The sequence below is a fragment of the Streptomyces sp. x-19 genome (assembly GCF_046549115.1).
In the GTDB taxonomy this organism is placed as follows: domain Bacteria; phylum Actinomycetota; class Actinomycetes; order Streptomycetales; family Streptomycetaceae; genus Streptomyces; species Streptomyces albulus_C.
Window position 1 is genome coordinate 143,664 of sequence record NZ_JAJPWK010000013.1, and the last position, 21,425, is coordinate 165,088.

General features: G+C 70.5%; 18 protein-coding genes and 2 tRNA genes. 9 read left to right on the forward strand and 11 right to left on the reverse strand.

All coding sequences use genetic code 11. The features are described 5' to 3' along the window. Positions 1-96 precede the first annotated feature (96 nt). The 5 genes from clpX to ACLJT4_RS26525 form a co-directional block, all read right to left on the reverse strand. Entirely contained in the window at positions 97-1,380 is a 1,284-nt protein-coding gene (clpX, locus tag ACLJT4_RS26505) for an ATP-dependent Clp protease ATP-binding subunit ClpX (protein WP_016574019.1), read from the reverse strand. 161 nt (positions 1,381-1,541) lie between these two features. Beyond that, positions 1,542-2,216, reverse strand: coding sequence for an ATP-dependent Clp protease proteolytic subunit (locus ACLJT4_RS26510; protein ID WP_411125826.1), 675 nt, complete (start codon positions 2,214-2,216; stop codon positions 1,542-1,544). 65 nt (positions 2,217-2,281) lie between these two features. Further along, positions 2,282-2,884, reverse strand: coding sequence for an ATP-dependent Clp protease proteolytic subunit (locus ACLJT4_RS26515; RefSeq protein ID WP_174505036.1), 603 nt, complete (start codon positions 2,882-2,884; stop codon positions 2,282-2,284). 284 nt (positions 2,885-3,168) lie between these two features. Next, entirely contained in the window at positions 3,169-4,557 is a 1,389-nt protein-coding gene (gene tig, locus ACLJT4_RS26520) for a trigger factor (protein WP_016574022.1), read from the reverse strand. Between the two features lie 202 nt (positions 4,558-4,759). Beyond that, positions 4,760-4,836 (reverse strand) — tRNA-Pro (locus ACLJT4_RS26525). A 137-nt stretch (positions 4,837-4,973) separates the two neighbouring features. On the opposite strand from ACLJT4_RS26525, the gene ACLJT4_RS26530 reads away from it, so the two are divergent. Both ACLJT4_RS26530 and ACLJT4_RS26535 read left to right on the forward strand, forming a co-directional pair. Beyond that, positions 4,974-5,044, forward strand: a tRNA-Gly gene (locus tag ACLJT4_RS26530). Positions 5,045-5,166: 122 nt separating this feature from the next. Next, positions 5,167-5,547, forward strand: a complete 381-nt coding sequence (locus tag ACLJT4_RS26535) for an ArsC/Spx/MgsR family protein (RefSeq protein ID WP_411125829.1) — start codon at positions 5,167-5,169, stop codon at positions 5,545-5,547. Between the two features lie 38 nt (positions 5,548-5,585). Here the strand turns inward: ACLJT4_RS26535 and ACLJT4_RS26540 are convergent, their stop codons facing one another. Continuing rightward, on the reverse strand, positions 5,586-5,780 hold the full coding sequence (locus ACLJT4_RS26540) for a hypothetical protein (RefSeq protein ID WP_037635111.1): 195 nt from the start codon (positions 5,778-5,780) through the stop codon (positions 5,586-5,588). A gap of 382 nt (positions 5,781-6,162) precedes the next feature. Between ACLJT4_RS26540 and ACLJT4_RS26545 the strand changes: the two genes are divergently transcribed. Then, positions 6,163-7,404, forward strand: a complete 1,242-nt coding sequence (locus tag ACLJT4_RS26545; protein WP_411125832.1) for a cation:proton antiporter — start codon at positions 6,163-6,165, stop codon at positions 7,402-7,404. On the opposite strand, the gene ACLJT4_RS26550 is transcribed toward ACLJT4_RS26545, so the two are convergent. Next, positions 7,361-8,506, reverse strand: coding sequence for a PP2C family protein-serine/threonine phosphatase (locus ACLJT4_RS26550; RefSeq protein ID WP_411125834.1), 1,146 nt, complete (start codon positions 8,504-8,506; stop codon positions 7,361-7,363). The two genes, ACLJT4_RS26545 and ACLJT4_RS26550, sit on opposite strands and share 44 nt — an antisense overlap. Before the next feature lie 127 nt (positions 8,507-8,633). On the opposite strand from ACLJT4_RS26550, the gene ACLJT4_RS26555 reads away from it, so the two are divergent. After that, positions 8,634-9,863: a GNAT family N-acetyltransferase gene (locus ACLJT4_RS26555; protein WP_411125836.1), complete on the forward strand. Its 1,230-nt coding sequence runs from the start codon at positions 8,634-8,636 to the stop codon at positions 9,861-9,863. A 28-nt stretch (positions 9,864-9,891) separates the two neighbouring features. On the opposite strand, the gene ACLJT4_RS26560 is transcribed toward ACLJT4_RS26555, so the two are convergent. Both ACLJT4_RS26560 and ACLJT4_RS26565 read right to left on the reverse strand, forming a co-directional pair. Continuing rightward, entirely contained in the window at positions 9,892-10,713 is an 822-nt protein-coding gene (locus ACLJT4_RS26560; protein ID WP_411125838.1) for an Fpg/Nei family DNA glycosylase, read from the reverse strand. 109 nt (positions 10,714-10,822) lie between these two features. Next, positions 10,823-11,311 (reverse strand): ribose-5-phosphate isomerase, encoded by a 489-nt coding sequence (locus tag ACLJT4_RS26565; protein WP_411125840.1) that lies wholly within the window; start codon positions 11,309-11,311, stop codon positions 10,823-10,825. 189 nt (positions 11,312-11,500) lie between these two features. Between ACLJT4_RS26565 and ACLJT4_RS26570 the strand changes: the two genes are divergently transcribed. Beyond that, positions 11,501-12,964 (forward strand): amino acid permease, encoded by a 1,464-nt coding sequence (locus tag ACLJT4_RS26570; RefSeq protein ID WP_411125842.1) that lies wholly within the window; start codon positions 11,501-11,503, stop codon positions 12,962-12,964. A gap of 68 nt (positions 12,965-13,032) precedes the next feature. Here the strand turns inward: ACLJT4_RS26570 and ACLJT4_RS26575 are convergent, their stop codons facing one another. Further along, positions 13,033-13,632 (reverse strand): biotin transporter BioY, encoded by a 600-nt coding sequence (locus ACLJT4_RS26575; RefSeq protein WP_233657713.1) that lies wholly within the window; start codon positions 13,630-13,632, stop codon positions 13,033-13,035. Positions 13,633-13,969: 337 nt separating this feature from the next. Here ACLJT4_RS26575 and ACLJT4_RS26580 point away from each other — a divergent pair, with 337 nt between their 5' ends. The 3 genes from ACLJT4_RS26580 (at position 13,970) to ACLJT4_RS26590 (ending at position 17,903) form a co-directional block, all read left to right on the forward strand. Then, complete coding sequence (locus tag ACLJT4_RS26580; RefSeq protein WP_411125845.1) at positions 13,970-15,352, forward strand: amino acid permease; 1,383 nt, start codon at positions 13,970-13,972, stop codon at positions 15,350-15,352. Positions 15,353-15,649: 297 nt separating this feature from the next. Further along, positions 15,650-17,071 carry an amino acid permease gene (locus ACLJT4_RS26585; RefSeq protein ID WP_411125847.1) on the forward strand — a complete coding sequence of 474 codons (1,422 nt, stop codon included), beginning with the start codon at positions 15,650-15,652 and terminating at the stop codon, positions 17,069-17,071. Between the two features lie 190 nt (positions 17,072-17,261). Then, positions 17,262-17,903 carry a superoxide dismutase gene (locus ACLJT4_RS26590; protein WP_016573757.1) on the forward strand — a complete coding sequence of 214 codons (642 nt, stop codon included), beginning with the start codon at positions 17,262-17,264 and terminating at the stop codon, positions 17,901-17,903. A gap of 138 nt (positions 17,904-18,041) precedes the next feature. Here ACLJT4_RS26590 and ACLJT4_RS26595 read toward each other — a convergent pair whose 3' ends face one another. Then, complete coding sequence (locus tag ACLJT4_RS26595) at positions 18,042-18,686, reverse strand: DsbA family protein (RefSeq protein ID WP_411125849.1); 645 nt, start codon at positions 18,684-18,686, stop codon at positions 18,042-18,044. A gap of 114 nt (positions 18,687-18,800) precedes the next feature. On the opposite strand from ACLJT4_RS26595, the gene pepN reads away from it, so the two are divergent. Continuing rightward, a complete protein-coding gene (gene pepN, locus ACLJT4_RS26600) occupies positions 18,801-21,389 on the forward strand; it encodes an aminopeptidase N (protein WP_411125852.1) in 2,589 nt (862 codons plus the stop codon). Positions 21,390-21,425: the final 36 nt, after the last annotated feature.

Genomic DNA, 21,425 nt, shown 5'->3' on the forward strand with positions numbered 1-21,425 from the left:
CCACCACCACGGTCCCGTCCCCCCACACCGCAGAACCGCCCGACAGCAACTCGGCTGTCGGGCGGTCCTGTTGGGAGGCGAGCGAGGGGAGGGCGGCTACGCGCTCTTCTCCTGGGGCTCGCCGGAGTCGCCGCGGGTGCGCGGGACCAGGGTCGGGTTGACGTTGGAGTGCACCACGTCCGCGGTGATGACGACGCGGGCGACGTCCTTGCGGGACGGGATCTCGTACATCACCGCCTGGAGGACCTCCTCCATGATGGCGCGCAGGCCGCGGGCGCCGGTGCCACGGAGGATCGCCTGGTCGGCGATGGCCTCCAGGGCCGGGCGGTCGAAGTCCAGCTCCACGCCGTCGAGTTCGAAGAGCCGCTGGTACTGCTTGACCAGGGCGTTGCGCGGCTCGACGAGGATCTGCAGGAGCGCCTCGCGGTCGAGGTTGTGGACCGAGGTGAGGACGGGGAGGCGGCCGATGAACTCCGGGATCATCCCGAACTTCACCAGGTCCTCCGGCATCACGTCCTGGAGCTGGTCCTTGGACTCGATCTCGCGCTTGGAACGGATGGTGGCGCCGAAGCCGATGCCCTTGGCGCCGGACCGGGCCTCGATGATCTTCTCCAGCCCCGCGAAGGCACCGCCGACGATGAACAGCACGTTGGTGGTGTCGATCTGGATGAATTCCTGGTGCGGGTGCTTGCGGCCGCCCTGCGGCGGGACCGAGGCGGTGGTGCCCTCCAGGATCTTCAGCAGCGCCTGCTGCACGCCCTCGCCGGAGACGTCCCGGGTGATCGACGGGTTTTCGCTCTTCCGGGCGACCTTGTCGATCTCGTCGATGTAGATGATGCCGGTCTCGGCCTTCTTGATGTCGAAGTCCGCGGCCTGGATCAGCTTGAGGAGGATGTTCTCGACGTCCTCGCCGACGTAGCCCGCCTCGGTCAGTGCCGTCGCATCGGCAAAGGCGAAGGGGACGTTGAGCATCCGGGCGAGGGTCTGCGCGAGCAGGGTCTTGCCGGAGCCGGTGGGGCCGAGCAGCAGGATGTTGGACTTCGCCAACTCGATGCCCTCGTCGCCGCGGCCGGGGCCGTTCTCGCCCGCCTGGACGCGCTTGTAGTGGTTGTACACGGCCACGGAGAGCGCCTTCTTGGCGGGCTCCTGGCCGACGACGTAGCCGTTGAGGAACTCGTAGATCTCGCGCGGCTTGGGGAGTTCCTCCCAGCGCACTTCGGAGGTCTCGGCGAGCTCTTCCTCAATGATCTCGTTGCAGAGATCGATGCACTCGTCGCAGATGTACACACCAGGTCCCGCGATGAGCTTCTTCACCTGCTTCTGGCTCTTTCCGCAGAACGAGCACTTGAGCAGGTCGCCGCCGTCACCGATGCGTGCCACGAGGTGAATCCCCTTCGCCTGGGATCCGCATCGCTCCGCGGACCCGGGTGCTTGCCTATCGACGGTACCTTGCCGGGCCCCCCGTACGGGCCCCCCTTGGACCGACTCGGTTCACTCGGTCCAAGGGGGCAACGCTCCGGCGCAATTCGCGAAGATCGCGATCAGACCGAGACCGAGCTCTTCCGCGTCGAGACGATCTGGTCGACCAGACCGTACGCCAGGGACTCCTCGGCGGTCAGGATCTTGTCACGCTCGATGTCCTCGCGGATCTTCTCGATCGGCGTGGACGAGTGCTTGGCCAGCATCTCCTCCAGCTGCGTGCGCATCCGCTGGATCTCGCGGGCGGCGATCTCCAGGTCGGAGACCTGACCGCGGCCGGTCTCGCTGAACGGCTGGTGGATCAGGACCCGGGCGTTGGGCAGCGCCATGCGCTTGCCCGGGGTGCCGGCGGCCAGCAGCACGGCCGCGGCGGAGGCCGCCTGACCCATGCAGACGGTCTGGATGTCGGGCTTGACGAACTGCATCGTGTCGTAGATCGCCGTCAGCGCCGTGAAGGAGCCACCGGGGCTGTTGATGTAGACCGAGATGTCTCGGTCCGGGTCCATCGACTCCAGGCACAGCAGCTGCGCCATGACGTCGTTGGCGGAGGCGTCGTCGATCTGCACCCCGAGGAAGATCACCCGCTCCTCGAAGAGCTTCGCGTACGGGTCGTACTCGCGCACGCCCTGCGAGGTGCGCTCGACGAAGCGCGGAACGATGTAGCGGGACTCCGCGGGCATGCCGGAGAACTCGGCCTTCGGGCTCTCGTAGAGACCGCTTCCGGGGAAGTTGTTCATCTGGAGGTTCACCGTCCTGGTGGCGAAATGGGGCTGGGGGTCGACTGCGGAGCGTGGGCCGGGGCTCAGGCCCCGGTGCCGCCCCCGCCCGGAACGCCGGCGGCGGAGGGCATGACGTCGTCGATGAGGCCGTACGCCTTGGCCTCATCTGCGGAGAACCAGCGGTCGCGGTCGGCGTCCCTGGTCCACTGCTCCAGCGTCTGGCCGGTGTGCAGCGCGGAGAGCTCGCCCAGGCGCTTCTTGGTGCGCAGCAGCTGCTCGGCGTGGATCTTGATGTCCGAGGCCGAGCCGGCCAGGCCCGCGGACGGCTGGTGGATCAGGATCTCCGCGTTCGGCAGTGCGAAGCGCTTGCCCGGGGTGCCGGCGCTCAGCAGGAACTGCCCCATCGAGGCGGCGAGGCCCATGGCGATGGTGACCACGTCGTTCTTGATGTACTGCATGGTGTCGTAGATCGCCATGCCCGCCGTGACCGAGCCGCCCGGAGAGTTGATGTAGAGGTAGATGTCCTTGTCCGGATCAGCGGCGAGGAGAAGCAGCTGCGCCGTGATCTTGTTGGCGATGTCGTCGTCGACCGGCTGGCCGAGGAAGATGATCCGCTCGCCGAGCAGCCGGTTGTAGACCTGGTCGCCGAGGCCACCGAAGGTCGGCTCAGCGGCGGCGGAAGGCATCGGGATCGTCACGTGTCCACCTGCTCGTTGTCGGACGGCTCGGGGCCGTCTCAGCGTCGTCTTCAGGGGCCGGGGACTGCGCCGCGTGGTGCGTCCGGCGCGCTTTCAGCAAGTCCCCTGCCCTCGTATCTACGGACCCTAACGCGCAGGTCGGACAACGCCATCCCAGACCGATAACTGTTCGCTGTGAGCGCAGGCTCACGGACCGGGACGACACACGGGCCCGAACACGCGGACGTGCGCGTTCGGGCCCGTGATCAGTCGGTCAGCGGTACGGCCGAGGCTCAGGCCTCGGACTTCTCCGCCTTCTCGTCGGTGCCCTCGGCCTCGGCGACGACGGCCTCGGCGGCCTCCGTCTCCTCCTCGTCCTCCAGGTCGACGACCTCGCCGTTGGTGTCCTTGACCGCGGCCGCCTCGACGACCACCGCGAGGGCCTTGCCGCGGGCGACCTCGCCCACCAGCATCGGCACCTGGCCACCCTCGACGACCGCCTGGGCGAACTGGTCGGGGCTCATGCCGGAGGACTGCGCACGCCGCATGAGGTGCTCGGTGAGCTCCTCCTGGCTGACGTTGAGCTTCTCCTTGTTGACCAGCTCGTCGAGGACGAACTGGGTCTTGATGCCCTTCTCCGCCTGCTCCTTGGTCTCGGCGTCGAACTCTTCCTCGGTCTTGCCCTGGATCTCCAGGTACTTCGCGAGGTCGAGGCCCATCTGGCCGAGCTGGTGGTGCTCCAGGTTGTGCTTGCGGGTGCGGATCTCGTCCTCGAGCAGCTTCTCGGGGATCGGGACCTCGATCAGCTCGAGCAGCGCCTCCAGGACCTTCTCCTGGGCCTGGGTCGCCTGGTCGAACTTCTTCATCCGCTCAAGGCGCTTGCGGCTGTCCGCCTTGAGCTCGTCGAGGGTGTCGAACTCGCTCGCCATCTGGGCGAACTCGTCGTCCAGCTCGGGGAGTTCGCGGGCCTTGACCTCGGTGACGTCCACCTTGACCTCGGCCTCCTTGCCCTGGGCGGAGCCGCCCTTGAGCTCGGAGGTGAAGGTGGCGCTGCCGCCGGCCTCCAGGCCCGTGACGGCCTCGTCGATGCCGTCGAGGAGCTCACCGGAGCCGATGGTGTAGCTGACGCCGTTGGCGATGCCGTCGGCCAGCACCTCGCCGTCGACCTTGGCCTCCAGGTCCACGGTCACCACGTCGCCGTCGGCGGCGGCGCGCTCGACCACGGCGGTGGTGGCGAAGCGCTCGCGGAGCTGCTCGACGGACTTCTCGACGTCCTCGTCCGACACCTCGACGGCGTCGACCTCGACCTCGATGCCGGAGTAGTCCGGGATCTCCAGGGCCGGGCGGATGTCGACCTCGGCGGTGAAGGCCAGCAGCTCGTTGTCCTTGAGCTCGGTGATGTCGACCTCGGGCTGGCCGAGGACGTTGAGCTCGGCCTCGTTGACCGCGCTGGTGTAGAACTTCGGGAGCGCGTCGTTGACGGCCTCTTCCAGCACGGCGCCGCGACCGAACCGCTGGTCGATGACGCGGGCCGGGATCTTGCCGCGACGGAAGCCCTTCACCGTGACCTGCTGGTTGATCTTCTTGTACGCCGCGTCGAGGCTGTCCTTGAGCTCCTCGAAGGGCACCTCGACAGTGAGCCGAACCCGGGTCGGGTTCAGGGTCTCCACGGCGCTCTTCACGGTTCGGTCTCCTTGGGCTGACTTCGGGGGTTTTGCCTGAGATCCGCCGGCGTCCGGTTATTTCCCGGCCCGGCCGATCGCGCCCGGTACAGAGACATACGGGCACGCAGCTTGCATAGTAACCGCAAGGAGGAGGACACCCACAACGCGATCTTGAACGGTCGCTTATGCCCGCTTTCCGTCGCGCGGGCCGTGAACCTACTGGTCGGGGTGGCCGGATTCGAACCGACGACCTTCCGCTCCCAAAGCGGACGCGCTACCAAGCTGCGCCACACCCCGTCGGTGCGACACGTAGGGTACATGGCCGCGGACGGTGTGGCTGCCCGTTGTTGAGGAGCGCGATGCGGTGTGCACTCGACCGCCTCCACCCGCTACGATGCTCTGCGTGCCGGGGTCCCACCGACCCGTTGGCGCTCGCGGGCGTAGCTCAATGGTAGAGCCCCAGTCTTCCAAACTGGCTACGCGGGTTCGATTCCCGTCGCCCGCTCACGAGAGAGACCCCCGGGCCGTCCGCCCGGGGGTCTTCGCGTTCCCGCCGGTGCGGCCCGCGGCGGGACCGCTCCGCACCACCACTTCTCTCCCGCAACGGGATTCCCTAGGGTGGCCCGCATGGAGATCTGGCTCAATCCCGCGTGCTCCAAGTGCCGTGCCGCGGTGGAGATTCTGGACGCCGAGGGCGCCCACTACACCGTGCGGAAGTATCTGGAGGAGCCGCCGGGCGCCGACGAGTTGCGCGCCGTACTGGAACGACTGGGCCTGGAGCCCTGGGACATCACCCGGACCCAGGAGGCCGAGGCGAGGGAACTGGGCGTCGAGACGTGGGGGCGCGCCGAAGCCGACCGGGAGCGGTGGATCGAGGCGCTGGCGGCGCACCCGCAATTGATCCAGCGGCCGATCATCACCGCCGACGACGGATCGGCGCTGGTGGGGCGCAGCGAGGATGCCGTACGCGACGCACTGACGCGGACCGGGGGCGGACGGACCCCCTGACGTCCGGCCTGCGGACCACGCGCGTTCCGGGCGCAGCCCTAGAACGTGATGTGGTTGATGGTCTGCGCGATGGAATTCAAGAATCTGTTGATCGACGGCGCCATGCCCGTGGAGGCAAGGAAGAAGCCGAAGAGTATGGCGACGAATGCCGGTCCGGCCTTGATCGCCTTCTGTCTGATCAGTACGACCAAGATGATGCCCAACATCAGGACAACGGATAGCGACAGAGCCACAACTGATCACACCCTCGGTCGGAACGCCTCACCGGCCCTGGGGCATGCCGCGCACACCCCCGGCACCCATCGTGCCACCAACTCCCTGCCCATTGCAGGCGGGTGACGAATCATCGGCCAACGCTTTGCTCGTTCCCGATCGTTCATTCCGAGCGGCTTCCGGTCGGCCCGAGGGGCCCCCGCACCCCCTCGGACCGGCCCCCAAACACCCTCGCACCGCCGCACAACGGTCACTGGTTAATGGTTTGGTAACCTAAATATTGACCAGTTCTTGACGCTGTCTTGACCTCGTGTGCGACCGGGACGTGCCCGGAGTCACACTGACGGCGCGCTGACGACCAGGAGGAACGGGCCCATCGGACACGCAGACACCCTGATCGCCATGGGCGGTGCCTTTCTCGCCGCCGCCGTCCTCGCCCGCCTGGGCGGGAGGATCGGACTCCCCACCATCCCCCTGTTCATCCTGGCCGGAATCCTGCTCGGTCCGAACACCCCCGGCATCGTGCTGGTCGCCGACCCGCACGACCTGGAGATGCTCTCCCTCCTCGGCCTGGTGCTGCTGCTCTTCTACCTGGGCCTGGAATTCCACGTCGACGACCTCAAGACGGGCGGGCGCCGGATGGCGTTGGCCGGCGGGGCGTACCTGACGCTGAACGTCGGCGCCGGTCTCGGCTTCGGCTTCGCGCTCGGCTGGGGCACGTCCGAGGCGCTGGTGCTCGCCGGGGTGCTCGGCATCTCGTCGTCCGCGATCGTCACCAAGGTGCTGGTCGACACCGGCCGGCTGGGCAATCCCGAGACCAAGCCGATCCTCGGCATCATCGTCGTCGAGGACATCTTCCTCGCCCTCTATCTGGCCGCGCTGCAACCGGTGCTCTCCGGGGCCGACTCGCTCGCCTCGGCGGCGCCGGCCGCCGGGAAGGCGTTCGGCTTCCTGCTGCTGCTCGCCGCGGCGGCCCGTTGGGGCACCCGGGTCGTGGGCCGGCTGATCGCCACCAAGGACAACGAACTACTGGTGATCTCCTTCCTCGGTGCCGCCGTCCTGGTCGCCGGGGTCTCGGAGTGGTTCGGCGTCGCGGACGCCATCGGGGCGTTCATGGTGGGGCTGATGCTCGGCGGGACGAGTTCCGGGCCGCGGATCCGGAAGCTGGTGCACCCGCTGCGGGACGCGTTCGGGGCGATCTTCTTCTTCGCGTTCGGGCTCTCCATCGACCCCGGGGACCTGCCGAGCGTGGTGTGGCCGGTGCTGATCGCGGTGGCGCTGACCCTGCTGATGAACGTCCTCGCGGGGCTGGTCGCGGCCCGGATCTACGGTTTCGGCCCCGGGCCGGCCGCGAACATCGCCACCGCGCTGCTGGCCCGCGGCGAGTTCGCACTGATCCTGGCCACGATGGCGGCGGCGGCCGGACTCGACGAGCGGCTGGCCCCGTTCATCGCCGGCTACGTGCTGGTCCTGGCCGTCCTCGGCCCGCTGGCGGCCGGCCGCTCCGGCGTACTGGCCCGGGTGCTGCCGGGCGGCGGCGCGGCGCGGGCGGCGGCACCGGAGGCCCCGGGGGCGGCGGACGCGGCCGATGCGGCGGCGGTCAGCCGTCCCGACAGATCAGCAGCAGCGCCCGGTCGTCGTTGACGTCCTTGGCGACGGCCTCGATCAGGTGCCAGGCGGCGCCGGCGAAGCCGGCGTGCACGTAGCGCTCGGCCTCGCCGGTCAGCCGGTCGATGCCCTCGGCGATGTCGCGGTCGGCGGCCTCCACCAGACCGTCGGTGAACAGCATCAGGACGTCGCCGGGGCGCAGCGTGCCCTTGACCGGGTCGAACTGGGCGCCGTCGTAGACGCCGAGCAGCGGCCCCTCCCCCGCCTTCTCCTCCCAGCGGCCGGTCCCGGCGCTGAGTTGGAGGCCGGGGAGGTGCCCCGCGGAGAACAGTTCGTAGTCGCCGGACTCCAGGTCGAGGACGAGGTGGACGGAGGTGGCGAAGCCCTCGTCCCAGTCCTGGCGCAGCAGGTAGCCGTTGGCGGCCGGCAGGAAGCCGTGCGGCGGGAGCGAGCCGAGCAGGCCGCCGAAGGCGCCGGAGAGCAGCAGCGACCGGGACGCCGCGTCCATGCCCTTGCCGGAGACGTCGGTGAGCACGACCTCCAGGACGTTGCCGTCCTGGGTGCGGGAGGCGACCACGAAGTCGCCGGAGAAGGACTGGCCGCCGGCCGGGCGGAGCGCCATCTCGTGGTGCCAACCGTCCGGGAGCTTGGGCAGTTTGCTCTGCACGCGGATGCGTTCGCGCAGGTCGAAGAGCATGGTGCCGCCGCGTCGCCAGGGCACACCGACCCGGCTGCGGAACTGCGCGACCAGGAGCCCGGAGAGGCCGACCGCGGCGACCACCAGGACCGTGCCGGGAGTGATCCGGTCCCGCCCCTCGTCGTACGGGCCGAACAGCGCCGCCTCGACGATCAGGGCGGCGGCGGAGGTCGCGTACAGGGCGAGGAGGTTGGCCGGCCGCAGCAGCAGTCCGCCGGCGATGATCGGGAGGACCAGTGCGGTCGGCGCGATCCACTCCGGGTGCCAGAGGGTGCCGAGGGCGATGGCGGGGACGGCGGCGAGCAGGGCGGCCAGGGCGACCCAGTCGGAGCCGTCGCCGCGGAAGTAGTCGACCCCGGCCTTGCGCATGCCGATCCGGGCCCGGTGCAGCCGTTTGCGCATCCGGGCCCTCAGGCTTTCCGCTCCCGCGCCGCGTGTCATTGTCCTGGGACCTTATCCACCCGTTCGGCGGCGCGTCGATTCGTTGCACGTCACCCCGGGGAATTGCCGGGAATTCACGTTCGAAATGCGGTCGCGCGGCCGGAGGGACGGCTGCTAGGGATGGCTCATGACAACAGAGTTGCGGCAGTTGCGGGACGCCGAGTGGGATGCCTGGTACGACAAGCTGGACGTGGCGTTCGGCGGGGTTCCCGACGGGCCGGAGCGACGCGCGTGGTGGCGGTCGATCACCGAGGTCGAGCGGGCGTTCGCGGTCCGGGACGGCGCGGAGATCGTCGGCACCGGCGGATCGTTCTCGTTCGGACTAACGGTGCCGGGCGGCGCGGAACTGGCCGTGGCGGGGGTCACTCTGATCAGCGTCCAGCCGACCCACCGGCGGCGCGGCGTGCTGCGCTCGATGATGCGGCACCAGCTGGCGGACGTGCACGAGCGCGGGGAGGCGCTGGCGGTGCTGACCGCCACCGAGCCGGCGATCTACGGGCGGTTCGGATACGGCCCGGCCACCCAGGACCTGCGGATGACCGTGGACACCGTGCGGTTGGCCGCGCCGGAGCTGCCCGGCACGGACGGCGTCCGGCTGCGGCTGGTGGACCCGGTGGCGGCGCTCGCCGCGTGCGAGGAGGTCTACGGGCGGCTGGTGCCGACCCGGCCCGGGATGCTGGCGCGCCGCCCGCACTGGGAGCGGTCGGGGGTGCTCGACCCGGCGGACGAGCGGCAGGGGGCCGGTCAGCTGCAGTGCGTGCTGGCCGAGGTGGACGGCGAGGTGCGGGGCTACGCCCGGTACGCCGTCAAGCCCGACTGGGACCACGCCGGGCCGTGCGGCACGGTGCTGCTGCGTCAGATCGACGCGCTGGATGCGGTGGCGTACGCGGCGCTGTGGCGCTATCTGTTCGGGATCGACCTGACGTCGTCGGTGCAGGTGCGCAGTCGGCCGGTGGACGACCCGCTGCTGCACATGGTGGCCGACCAGCGGCGGTGCGGGCTCGGGGTGCGCGAGGCGCTGTTCGTCCGGCCGGTGGACGTCGGGGCGGCGCTGGCGGCGCGGACGTACCAGGCGCCGGTGGACGTGGTGCTGGAGGTGGCCGACGACGTCTGTCCGTGGAACGCGGGGCGCTGGCGGCTGTCCGGGGACGCGAAGGGCGCGAGCTGCGAGCGGACCACCGATCCGGCGGAACTCGCGCTGTCCGTACGGGAGTTGGGCTCGGCCTACCTGGGCGGGTTCGCGCTGTCGGCGCTGGCCGCGGCCGGGCGGGTGCGGGAGGTACGGCCCGGGGCGCTGGCGACGGCGTCGGTGGCGTTCGGGTCGGACGTGGCGCCGTGGTTGCCGCACGGCTTCTGACGGTTGCCGGTGCCGCCCGCGGGGTCGGTCAGGGGCGGGCTGCGGCGGGCTGGCAGCCGGGGCACCAGAAGAGGTTCCGGGCGGCGAGGTCGGCGGTGCGGATCTCGCTGCCGCAGAGGTGGCAGGCGGCGCCGGTGCGGCGGTAGACGTAGACCTCGCCGCCGTGGTCGTCGACCCGGGGCGGGCGGCCCATGGCCTCCGGGGTGTGCTCGGGGCGGACGGTGTCGATCCGGTTGTTCTTCACGCCCTCCTGCATCAGGGCGACCAGGTCGTCCCAGAGGGCGTCCCACTGGTCCCGGCGCAGGGCGCGGCCGGGGAGGTAGGGGTCGATGCCGTGCCGGAAGAGGACCTCGGCGCGGTAGACGTTGCCGACGCCGGCGATGACCTTCTGGTCGAGCAGCAGCGCCGCGACGGTGGTGCGGCTGCGGGCGATCCGCTGCCAGGCGCGGTCGCCGTCGTCGTGCGGTCGCAGCGGGTCGGGGCCCAGCCGCTCGTGTATCGCCTGCTTCTCGGCGCCGGTGATCAGTGCGCAGGCCGTGGGGCCGCGCAGGTCGGCGTGGTGGCCGCCGCCGACCAGCCGGAGCCGGACGGTGTCGGCGGGCGGCGGGGCCGGGGTGGTGCCGAAGCCGAGCTTGCCGAAGAGGCCGAGGTGGACGTGGATCCAGCGATGGGGGCCGAAGCCGAGGAAGAGGTGCTTGCCGTGGGCCTCGGCCGTCTCCATGACCTGGCCGTCGACGAGCGCCGCGCCCTCGGCGAACTTGCCCTGCGGGCTGCTCGCGCGGACCGTCCGTCCCTGGAACCGCTCGCGGTGGTCCGCGGCCAGGCGGTGGATCGTGTGCCCCTCGGGCATGGGGTGGTGTCCTCCGGACGGATGGCGGTTTCGGGTGCGGCCCGGCGACCGGCGTGCCCACCCGTTCCGCCGCGCGGTACGGGTGGGCACGGGCCGGCCGGTGCCGGGGTCAGTCCTGCTGCGGGTGGTGGGCCGGGATCGGGGGGAGCTCACCGGTGGTCTCGTAGGCGGCGAGCATCTCGATGCGGCGGGTGTGCCGCTCCTCGCCGGAGTACGGGGTGGCCAGGAAGACCTCGACGAAGCGGGTGGCCTCCTCGACGGTGTGCATCCGGCCGCCGACCGAGACGACGTTGGCGTTGTTGTGCTCGCGGCCGAGCTTGGCGGTCTCCTCGCTCCACGCCAGCGCGGCACGGACGCCCTTGACCTTGTTGGCGGCGATCTGCTCGCCGTTGCCGGAGCCGCCGATCACGATGCCGAGGCCCTCCGGGTCGGCGGCGGTCTTCTCCGCGGCGCGCAGGCAGAACGGGGGGTAGTCGTCCTGGGCGTCGTAGATGTGGGGACCGCAGTCGACGGGCTCGTGGCCGTGGGCCTTGAGCCAGTCGACGAGGTGGTTCTTGAGGTCAAAGCCGGCATGGTCGGAACCGATGTACACGCGCATGGCACGAGTGTGGCATGCCGTTCGCGGGGTAGACGCCAGCGGGGCGGCGGCCCGTCCCCGACGCCGCGGCCTGCATCTTCAGGCAACTCACCAGTAACGACAACGATCGGGATTCAACTCTTCCAAACGGTCGTTAACAACGTTCTAATGCCTGGGTTCGACACCGAGAACCATCGAAGGACGGTGCACATGGGCGCGCACCCGCCTACCTCCCACGCGGTTCCTGCCGCCGGTGAACCCGGCAACGGCTCCGCGAACCGGTCGCCCGAAGGGCTCCAGGCCGGCCTCAAGAACCGCCATCTGTCCATGATCGCCATTGGCGGAGTCATCGGCGCCGGCCTGTTCGTCGGATCCGGGGCCGGCATCAAAGCCGCCGGCCCGGGGATCCTCCTCTCGTACGCGCTGACCGGTCTGCTGGTCGTGCTGGTGATGCGGATGCTGGGCGAGATGGCCGCGGCCTCCCCCACCTCCGGTTCGTTCTCCGCGTACGCGGACCGGGCGCTGGGCCGTTGGGCCGGCTTCACCATCGGCTGGCTGTACTGGTTCTTCTGGTCGGTGGTGCTGGCGGTCGAGGCGACCGCGGCGGCATCGATCCTGACCGGCTGGATACCGGCGGTGCCGCAGTGGGCCTGGGCGCTGCTGGTGATGATCGTGCTGACCGGCACCAACCTGGTGTCGGTCGGATCGTTCGGCGAGTTCGAGTTCTGGTTCGCCGGCATCAAGGTCGTGGCGATCGTGATCTTCATCGTGATCGGCGCGCTGGCGATCTTCGGACTGCCGCCGGGGCACCACGCGGTGGGCACCGCGAACCTCCTGGGACACGGCGGGTTCCTGCCGCAGGGGCCGGGGGCGATCCTCTCCGGAATGCTGCTGGTGGTCTTCTCCTTCATGGGCAGCGAGATCGTGACGCTGGCGGCGAGCGAGTCGCCGAACCCGGTGGCGGCCGTCCGCAAGGCCGTGAACAGCGTGATCTGGCGGATCGCGCTCTTCTACATCGGGTCGATCGCGGTGATCGTGACGCTGCTGCCGTGGGACGACCCGGAGGTGACGAAGAGCCCGTACGTGGCGGTGCTGAAGTCGCTGCACATCCCGGGAGCGGACGTGGTGATGGACGTCGTGGTGCTGACCGCGGTGCTGTCCTGCCTGAACTCCGGGCTCTACACGGCGTCCCGGATGGCGTTCTCGCTCGGTGAGCGCGGCGACGCGCCGAAGGCGTTCGCGACCGTCAACAAGGGCGGCGTGCCGGCGGTGGCGATCTGGGCGTCGGTGGCCTTCGGGTTCATCGCGACGATCTTCAGCTACACCTCGAAGGACACCATCTTCCAGTTCCTGCTGAACTCCTCGGGCGCGGTGGCGCTCTTCGTCTGGCTGGTCATCTGCTTCTCGCAGCTGCGGATGCGCCGGACCATCGAGCGGGAGATGCCGGAGCGGCTGACGGTGCGGATGTGGCTGTACCCGTGGCTGACGTACGCCACCATCGCACTGATCGTCTTCGTCGTGGGCTACATGTTCTACGACAAGGACGGCCGGGTGCAGATGGTGCTGTCGGTGGTGGCGGCCGTGGTGGTGCTGGCGGCCGGGCTGGTGCTCCAGAAGCGGCGCCCGCGCGCGGCGGAACCGGTCGCGGCGGCCGAGGCGCCCGAGCAGGTGTGACGACGCGGACAGCCGGCGGGGCCCGCACCCAGGGTGGGTGCGGGCCCCGCCGGCGTCGGTGCGGGCGGTCAGCCGCGGCGGCCGGCCAGCTTCCAGGCGGTGGGCAGCGCGCCCATCGCCAGGGCGATCTTGACGGCGTCGCCGATCAGGAACGGCACCATCCCGACGGCGACGGCCTGGCCGAAGGACATGCCGGTGCTCAGCGCGAGGTAGGGGACGCCGATCGCGTAGATCACGGCGTTGCCGGCGACCATCGTGGCGGCGGTGCGGAGCACCCCGCGGTCGCCGCCGCGGCGGGCCAGTGCGCCCACGGCGGTGGCGGCGAGCAGCATGCCGAGGACGTAGCCGAAGGTGGCCCCGCCGGCGCCCGAGGCGCCGCCCGCGAACCACGGCACGCCGGCCATGCCGAGCAGGGCGTAGAGCGCCAGCGACAGCAGCCCGCGGCGGGCGCCGAGCGAGGTGCCCACCAGGAGGGCGGCGAAGGTCTGGGCGGTGACCGGGACCGGGGAGCCGGGGACCGGGACCGCGATCTGGGCCGCGATGCCGGTGATCACGGCGCCGCCGGCGACCAGCGCGGCGTCGCGGACGCGGGCGCGGGTGGCGGTGGCGGCCGGCAGCAGGTCGGCGAGGACCGCTCCGGGCAGGAGGGTGGGGGCGGCTGTGCTCATCAGGGGACTCCGCGGGTGTGAGGGGACCGTCCGGGTGGAGCGGTCCGGCGGGACGTGATGACGTTAGTTCAGGGGGGCGGCGGCGATCATCGTGTAGCGGTGACAAAGCCGTACCGGCCCGCTTGGGGAGTTCCGGACAACCGCCAGAATGCCCGAGCCCTTCGGCGCGCGATACGTCTTCGCAGGTCACGTGATGCTCGTCACGGGCCGGGCGGTGGTGCGTGGCCGGTTTTGTGCTAGCCGGCCGGGGGCGGGGACACTGGGACGGCTCCGCGGTCACCTGTGGAGTTCCCCCAAACCGGGCGGCGATCCCGCCCCTTGCGAGAGTTACGAGCCGATGCACGACGCACCGCCCCTGGTCGAGAAAGAGCCGCTGTCCGCGGGGCTCAAGCAGCGCCACCTGACGATGCTGGGTCTGGGCGGGGTGATCGGGGCGGGGCTGTTCGTGGGCTCCGGCGCGGGGATCGCGGTGGCCGGACCGGGGATCGTGCTGTCCTATCTGATCGCCGGGGCGCTGGCCATGCTGATCATGCGGATGCTCGGGGAGATGTCCGCGGCGATGCCGGCCTCCGGGGCGTTCTCGGTGCACGCGGAGCGGGCGCTCGGGCGGTGGGCCGGTTTCAGCGTGGGCTGGTTGTACTGGTTCCTGCTGGTGGTGGTGCTGGCCGTGGAGGCCACCGGCGCGGCGCAGATCGCGCACGGCTGGCTGCCGGCGGTGCCGCAGTGGGGGTGGGTGCTGCTCTTCATGGTGGTGTTCACCGTCGCCAACCTGGCCGCGGTGAAGAACTTCGGTGAGTTCGAGTTCTGGTTCGCGACGTTGAAGGTCACCGCGATCGTGCTCTTCCTGGCCCTGAGCCTGCTGGCGGTCTTCGGGGTGCTGCCGGACACCGAGTCGGTGGGGCTGACCAACCTGACCGGGCACGGCGGGTTGTTGCCGCACGGCTGGTCCGGGGTGGTCTCCGGCGTGCTGGCGGTGGTGTTCGCCTTCGGCGGCCTGGAGGTCGTCACCATCGCGGCGGCCGAGTCGGACGATCCGGCGCGGGCGGTGGGCCGGGCGGTGCGCAGCGCGGTGTGGCGGATCCTCTTCTTCTACGTGGGCTCGATGCTGGTCATCGTCACCGTGCTGCCCTGGTCGTCGATGGAGCCGGGCAAGAGCCCGTACGTGATGGTGCTGGACCGCGTCGGGGTACCGGGTGCCGGGCAGATCATGAACGTCGTGGTGTTCGTGGCGCTGCTGTCGGCGCTGAACGCCAACCTCTACGGCTCGTCGCGGATGGTGTTCTCGCTGGCCGAGCGCGGCGAGGCGCCGCGCGGGCTGTTGAGGGTGTCCGGCGGCGGGGTGCCGCGGCGGGCGGTGCTGGCGTCGGTGGCGTTCGGCTTCGTCTCGGTGCTGCTCAACCTGAAGTGGCCGGATTCGGTGTTCCTGTACTTGCTCAACGCGGTCGGTGCGGTGCTGCTGTTCGTCTGGGGACTGATCGCGGTCTCCCAGTTGCGGCTGCGGCCGCGAATCGAACGGGAGGCGCCGGAGCGGCTGGTGCTGCGGATGTGGGCGTTCCCCTATTTGACGTGGGTGGCGCTGGCGGCGATGGGCGTGGTGATCGTGCTGATGCTGACCGATGACACCGCCCGGCCGCAGTTGCTGTGGTCGGCCGGTGCGACCGCCGCGGTGCTGGTGGTGGCGGGGTTGCGGGAGTTGAGGGCCCGTCGGGTGCGGGGCTGAGGGCCGGACGCCGGGCGACGGGCCGCCGTGGGGCGCGCCGGCCCGTTGGGGCGGTTCCGCGCGGATAGGTCGCCTTTGAGATGTACCTCACATCTCGCCACATTCGACGATGTATCAGACACTCTCGGTCACGATCGCGTCTGAATACCGAACAATCGCTGCACGACTGTTGCCCTGAGCGGACAGGGACACTCAGACTGAGCCAGCTTTGCCGAGGACCCCGGAGTGAGCCGTCCGCGGCCCCGGGAGAACGCAGTATCGCCCCGCCCGCATCTCACCTACTGGGACAGGTACGACATGAATCGGACACCCTCGTCCGCCGCGTCCGCCGGTGCGCGGAACGCCGCGGCCCCGGGCACCGGCCAGGACGGCGGCGCGCTGTCACACGGCCTCAAACAGCGCCACCTCTCGATGATCGCCCTCGGCGGGGTGATCGGGGCGGGCCTGTTCGTCGGCTCCCGTGAGGGCATCGCGGCGGCCGGCCCGTCGATCGTGCTGGCGTACGCCGTCTCGGGCGCACTGGTCATGTTGGTCATGCGGATGCTCGGCGAGATGTCCGCGGCGCAGCCGTCCTCCGGTTCCTTCTCGGTGCACGCGGAGCGCTCCATAGGCTCCTGGGCGGGCTTCACCGTGGGGTGGATGTTCACCGCGCTGCTGTGCGTGGCGGTGGCGGCCGAGGCGCTGGGCGCCGCGGACGTGCTGCACCAGTGGTTCCCGTCCACCGAGCCGTGGATGTGGGTCCTGCTGATCATGGTGGTGTTCACCGCGACCAACCTGACCGCGGTCGGCAACTTCGGCGAGTTCGAGTTCTGGTTCGCCGCCCTGAAGGTCGCGGCGATCGCCCTCTTCCTGATCCTGGGCGTGCTGGCCATCTTCGGCCTGCTGCCCGGCACCTCGGCCCCCGGCACCAGCCACCTCACCGGTGACGGCGGCTTCCTGCCCAAGGGCGTCGACGGACTGATGGTGGGTCTGTTGGCGTCGGTGTTCGCCTACGGCGGCCTGGAGACGGTGACCATCGCGGCCGCCGAGTCCAAGGACCCGGCCCGCGGCGTGGCCCGCGCGGTGCGCACCGCGATGTGGCGGATCGCCCTGTTCTACGTCGGCTCGATGGCGGTCATCGTCACCGTCATCCCGTGGAGCGCGCCGTCGATCGCCAAGAGCGGCCCGTACGTGGCGGTGCTCGACTACCTCAAGATCCCGGCGGCCGGCCAGATCATGAACGTGGTCATCCTGATCGCGCTGCTCTCCGCGGTGAACGCCAACATCTACGGCTCGTCGCGGATGGCGTACTCGCTGATCGCCCGCGGCCAGGGCCCGGCCTTCCTCGGCAAGGTGAGCGGCGGGGTGCCGCGCCGGACGGTGCTGCTGTGCGCCATGTTCGGGTTCTTCGCGGTGCTGCTCAGCTTCTGGTGGCCGACCACCGTCTTCCAGTGGCTGCTGAACATGGTCGGCGCCGCGGTCCTGGTGGTCTGGGGCTTCATCGCCGTCGCCCAGCTGCGTACCCGACGGCGGCTGGAGCGCGAGGCGCCCGAGAAGCTCATCGTGAAGATGTGGGCCTTCCCGTATCTGACGTGGGTGGCGCTGGCCGGCGTCGCGGTGGTCCTGGTGCTGATGCTGCGCGACGATAACCAGCGCATCCAGTTGCTGTTCACCGGTGGCTTCGGCCTGGTGCTGACGGTGATCGGCGTGGTCCGGCAGCGGGCGTTGAGCCGGCGCTGACGCCGCGCGCGGGCCTGTCGGCCCACCTGTTCCCGAGGCGGGGCGGGACCTCCTTCCGAGGTCCCGCCCCGCCTCCGTCTTTGGAACCAGGACGCCCGACACGCCGGGCCCGTGATCACTCCTGCTGGTAGCGTGCTCTTGCACATTGATTGCAACTACGGCGTTTACGCAGCTTGGAGGCGTGGTCGGCATGGCGACCTACACACTTCCGGAACTCCCCTACGACTACTCGGAGCTGGCCCCGGTCATCAGCCCGGAGATCATCGAGCTGCACCACGACAAGCACCACGCGGCGTACGTGAAGGGCGCCAACGACACCCTGGAGCAGCTCGCCGAGGCGCGCGACAAGGACCAGTGGGGCACCATCAACGGCCTGGAGAAGAACCTCGCGTTCCACCTCTCCGGTCACATCCTGCACAGCATCTACTGGCACAACATGACCGGTGACGGCGGCGGCGAGCCGCTGGACAAGGACGGCGTGGGCGAGCTGGCCGACGCCATCGCCGAGAGCTTCGGCTCGTTCGCCAAGTTCAAGGCGCAGCTGTCCAAGGCGTCGGCGACCACCCAGGGCTCCGGCTGGGGCGTGCTGGCCTACGAGCCGGTGACCGGCCGCCTCATCGTCGAGCAGATCTACGACCACCAGGGCAACGTCGGCCAGGGCTCCGTACCGATCCTGGTCTTCGACGCCTGGGAGCACGCCTTCTACCTCCAGTACAAGAACCAGAAGGTGGACTTCATCGAGGCCATGTGGAACGTCGTGAACTGGCAGGACGTGGCCAAGCGCTACACGGCCGCCAAGGAGCGCGCGAACAACCTGCTGCTGGCGCCGTGACCCGGTAGCCGGCCCGGACGTCCTGCCTCGTGATCGTCTTCTCACCTTTCACCCGGCGGACGGAACAGAGCGAAGCCCCGCGAGGACGTGACTCGCGGGGCTTCGTGCGTGCGGGGCGGGACGGCGGCGGCCCGACGCTCAGTCGAAGGACGGCGCCTCGGTGCGGGTCCGCTTGATCTCGAAGAAGCCGGGGGTGGACGCCACCAGCAGCGTGCCGTCCCAGAGCCTGGCCGCCTGCTCGCCCTTGGGCGCGGGCGTGACGACCGGCCCGAAGAAGGCGATCTGCTCGCCGTCCGCGCCGGGCACCGCGATCACCGGAGTACCGACCTCCTGGCCGACCAGGTCGATGCCCTCCTTGTGGGAGGCGCGCAGCTCGGCGTCGTAGACGTCCTTGTCGGCGTAGTCGATCAGATCCGCGGGCAGGCCGGCGTCGGCGATGCCGGCCGCGAGGGACTCGCGCGTGACGCCCTCGCCGGCGGTGTGGAAACGGTTGCCGAGCGCGGTGTAGAGCCGGCCGACGACCTCGTCTCCGTAGAGCTGCTGCGCGGCGATCACCACGCGGACCGGGCCCCACGCCTTGCCGCCCGGGCGCATGTTCTCCGCGTACTGGGCGGGGAGTTCGTCGAGTTTGTTCTCGTTCAGCACGGCCAGGCTCATCACGTGCCAGCGCACCTGGACCGGGCGGAGCTGCTCGACCTCCAGCATCCAACGGGAGGTCAGCCACGCCCAGGGGCAGAGCGGGTCGAACCAGAAGTCTGCCGGGGTCTTCACGGTCTCGGACACGGGGTCTCCTCTTGAGAGCGTCAACGACGTTGTTCCGTGGACGCTTCAACCGACGGCGCGCGTGCCATGATTCCCGGTGTTCGATATCCGAGACGAGGGTGAGGGAGGCACGCGGTGCCAGGTGAGAATCTGTCCCGGGAAGAGGCACGTGAGCGGGGCCGGCTGCTGACGGTCGAGGGGTACGACGTGGCGCTGGACGTCCGCTCAGCGGTCGCCCGAGGCGCGGACGCGGCCACGTACCGCTCCCGTACGACGATCCGCTTCCGCTGCGCCGAGCCCGGCGCCACGAGCTTCGCGGACCTCCTGGCGCCCTCGGTCAGCTCGGTCACCCTCAACGGCCGGGAGCTGGACGCGTCCGCGGTCTTCGACGGCACCCGGATCGCGCTGGCCGACCTGGCCGCCGAGAACACCCTGGTCGTCGACGCGCAGTGCGCCTACAGCCGGACCGGCGAGGGGCTGCACCGCTTCGTCGACCCCGAGGACGGCGAGGTCTACCTCTACACCCAGTACGAGCCCGCCGACGCGCGCCGGGTCTTCGCCACCTTCGAACAGCCCGACCTGAAGGCCCCGTTCACCTTCGAGGTGACCGCGCCCGAGGGGTGGCTGGTGCTCAGCAACGGCGCCCAGGAGGGCCCCGCCGAGGCGGGCCGGCACCGCTTCGCGACGACCAAGCCGATCTCGACGTACATCACCGCCGTGGTCGCCGGTCCGTACCACTACGTCACCGACACCTACCGCCGCACCTTCGAGGACGGCACCGAGCTGACGGTCCCGCTGGGCGCGCTGTGCCGCAAGGGGCTGGCCCGGCACTTCGACGCGGACGACGTCTTCGCCGTCACCAAGCAGGGCCTGGACTTCTTCCACGACCACTTCGACTTCCCGTACCCGTTCGGGAAGTACGACCAGGCGTTCGTGCCGGAGTACAACCTCGGCGCGATGGAGAACCCCGGCTGCGTCACCTTCCGCGAGGAGTTCATCTTCCGCGGCAAGGTCACCGAGGCGTCCTACGAGCGGCGCGCCAACGTCCTCCTGCACGAGATGGCGCACATGTGGTTCGGCGACCTGGTCACCATGGACTGGTGGGACGACCTGTGGCTGAAGGAGTCCTTCGCGGACTTCATGGGCAGCTTCGCGCAGGTCGGCGCGACCCGCTTCACGGACGGCTGGATCACCTTCGCCAACCGCCGCAAGTCCTGGGCGTACCGGGCCGACCAGCTCCCCTCCACCCACCCGATCACCGCCGACATCCGGGACCTGGAGGACGCCAAGCTCAACTTCGACGGCATCACCTACGCCAAGGGCGCCAGCGTCCTCAAGCAGCTGGTGGCGTACGTCGGCCAGGACGCGTTCCTGGAGGGCGCCCGGCGCTACTTCAAGCGGCACGCCTACGGCAACACCCGCCTCGCGGACCTGTTGGCGGTGCTGGAGGAGACCTCCGGGCGGGACCTGGCGGCCTGGTCGCGCGCCTGGCTGCAGACGGCCGGCGTCAACTCCCTCACCCCGCAGGTCACCTACGACGCGCAGGACCGGATCACCGAGCTGAGCATCCTCCAGGAGGCGTCGGAGAGCCACCCGGAGCTGCGGCCGCACCGGGTCGCGGTGGGCCTGTACCGCCGCCTCGACGCGGACTCGGCGCTGGTGCGCTACGCCCGCGCCGAGGTGGACGTGGCCGGGCCGCGGACCGCGGTGCCGGAGCTGGCCGGGATCGAACGGCCGGAGCTGGTCCTGGTCAACGACGAGGACCTGACGTACTGCAAGACGCGCTTCGACGAGGGGTCGCTGGCCACCCTGCGGGCCCGGCTCGGCGACCTGACGGACCCGTTGGCGCGGGCGCTGTGCTGGGCCGCGGTGTGGGGGCTGACCCGGGACGGACTGATGCCGGCCCGCGACTTCCTGGACCTGGTACGGCGGTTCGCCGGGGCGGAGGCCGTCATCGGGGTGCTCCAGTCGGTGCTCGGCCAGGCGGAGGCGGCACTGGAGCACTACGTCGCGCCCGAGTACCGCGAACGGGCCACCCGCGAGCTGGCCGAGAACGCGCTGCGCGAACTGCGGCTGGCCGAACCGGGCAGCGGCCACCAGCTGAGCTGGGCCCGGCACTTCGCCGCGGTGGCCACCACCGCGGCCGACCTCCAACTGCTCCAGGGGCTGCTGGACGGCACCGCGAAGATCGACGGGCTGGCGGTCGACCAGGAACTGCGCTGGGCGTTCCTGCTGCCACTGGCCGCGCACGGGGTCGCCGACGCCGCGGCGATCGACGCCGAACTGGCCCGCGACGACACCGCCTCCGGCAAGCGGCACCAGGTGCGCTGCCTGGCCGCCCGCCCCTCGGCCGAGGTCAAGGCGGCGGCCTGGGCGGACGTGATCGACTCCGACGCGCTCTCCAACGCCCTGGTCGAGGCGACCATCAGCGGCTTCGCGCAGCCGTCGCAGCGGGAGCTGCTGGTGCCGTACGGGCCGCACTACTTCGCGGCGATCGAGCGGATCTGGCGGGAGCGGTCCATCGAGATCGGGATGTCGGTGGTGCGCGGGCTGTTCCCGTCCTGGCAGGTGGACCGGGCCGCGCTGGACGCCGCGGACGCCTGGCTGGCCGAGCACGCCGAGGCCGCGCCGGCGCTGCGCCGACTGGTGCGCGAGGAGCAGGACGACCTGGCGCGGGCGCTGCGTGCACAGGCTTGTGACGAGGCGGCCGGACCCAGGCCGTAACCCGGCGCCGGACCAGCCCCAATCGGCCGTCGAACG

Bases quoted from the DNA above. Each gene is read 5' to 3' on its own strand.
- ACLJT4_RS26550 (WP_411125834.1), bottom strand. From the start codon at position 8,506: ATGACACGCGGCGCGGGAGCGGAAAGCCTGAGGGCCCGGATGCGCAAA.
- ACLJT4_RS26510 (WP_411125826.1), bottom strand. From the start codon at position 2,216: ATGAACAACTTCCCCGGAAGCGGTCTCTACGAGAGCCCGAAGGCCGAG.
- ACLJT4_RS26585 (WP_411125847.1), top strand. From the start codon at position 15,650: ATGAATCGGACACCCTCGTCCGCCGCGTCCGCCGGTGCGCGGAACGCC.
- ACLJT4_RS26555 (WP_411125836.1), top strand. From the start codon at position 8,634: ATGACAACAGAGTTGCGGCAGTTGCGGGACGCCGAGTGGGATGCCTGG.
- ACLJT4_RS26535 (WP_411125829.1), top strand. From the start codon at position 5,167: ATGGAGATCTGGCTCAATCCCGCGTGCTCCAAGTGCCGTGCCGCGGTG.
- ACLJT4_RS26580 (WP_411125845.1), top strand. From the start codon at position 13,970: ATGCACGACGCACCGCCCCTGGTCGAGAAAGAGCCGCTGTCCGCGGGG.
- ACLJT4_RS26590 (WP_016573757.1), top strand. From the start codon at position 17,262: ATGGCGACCTACACACTTCCGGAACTCCCCTACGACTACTCGGAGCTG.
- ACLJT4_RS26515 (WP_174505036.1), bottom strand. From the start codon at position 2,884: ATGCCTTCCGCCGCCGCTGAGCCGACCTTCGGTGGCCTCGGCGACCAG.
- ACLJT4_RS26570 (WP_411125842.1), top strand. From the start codon at position 11,501: ATGGGCGCGCACCCGCCTACCTCCCACGCGGTTCCTGCCGCCGGTGAA.
- ACLJT4_RS26545 (WP_411125832.1), top strand. From the start codon at position 6,163: ATGGGCGGTGCCTTTCTCGCCGCCGCCGTCCTCGCCCGCCTGGGCGGG.
- ACLJT4_RS26560 (WP_411125838.1), bottom strand. From the start codon at position 10,713: ATGCCCGAGGGGCACACGATCCACCGCCTGGCCGCGGACCACCGCGAG.
- ACLJT4_RS26565 (WP_411125840.1), bottom strand. From the start codon at position 11,311: ATGCGCGTGTACATCGGTTCCGACCATGCCGGCTTTGACCTCAAGAAC.
- ACLJT4_RS26575 (WP_233657713.1), bottom strand. From the start codon at position 13,632: ATGAGCACAGCCGCCCCCACCCTCCTGCCCGGAGCGGTCCTCGCCGAC.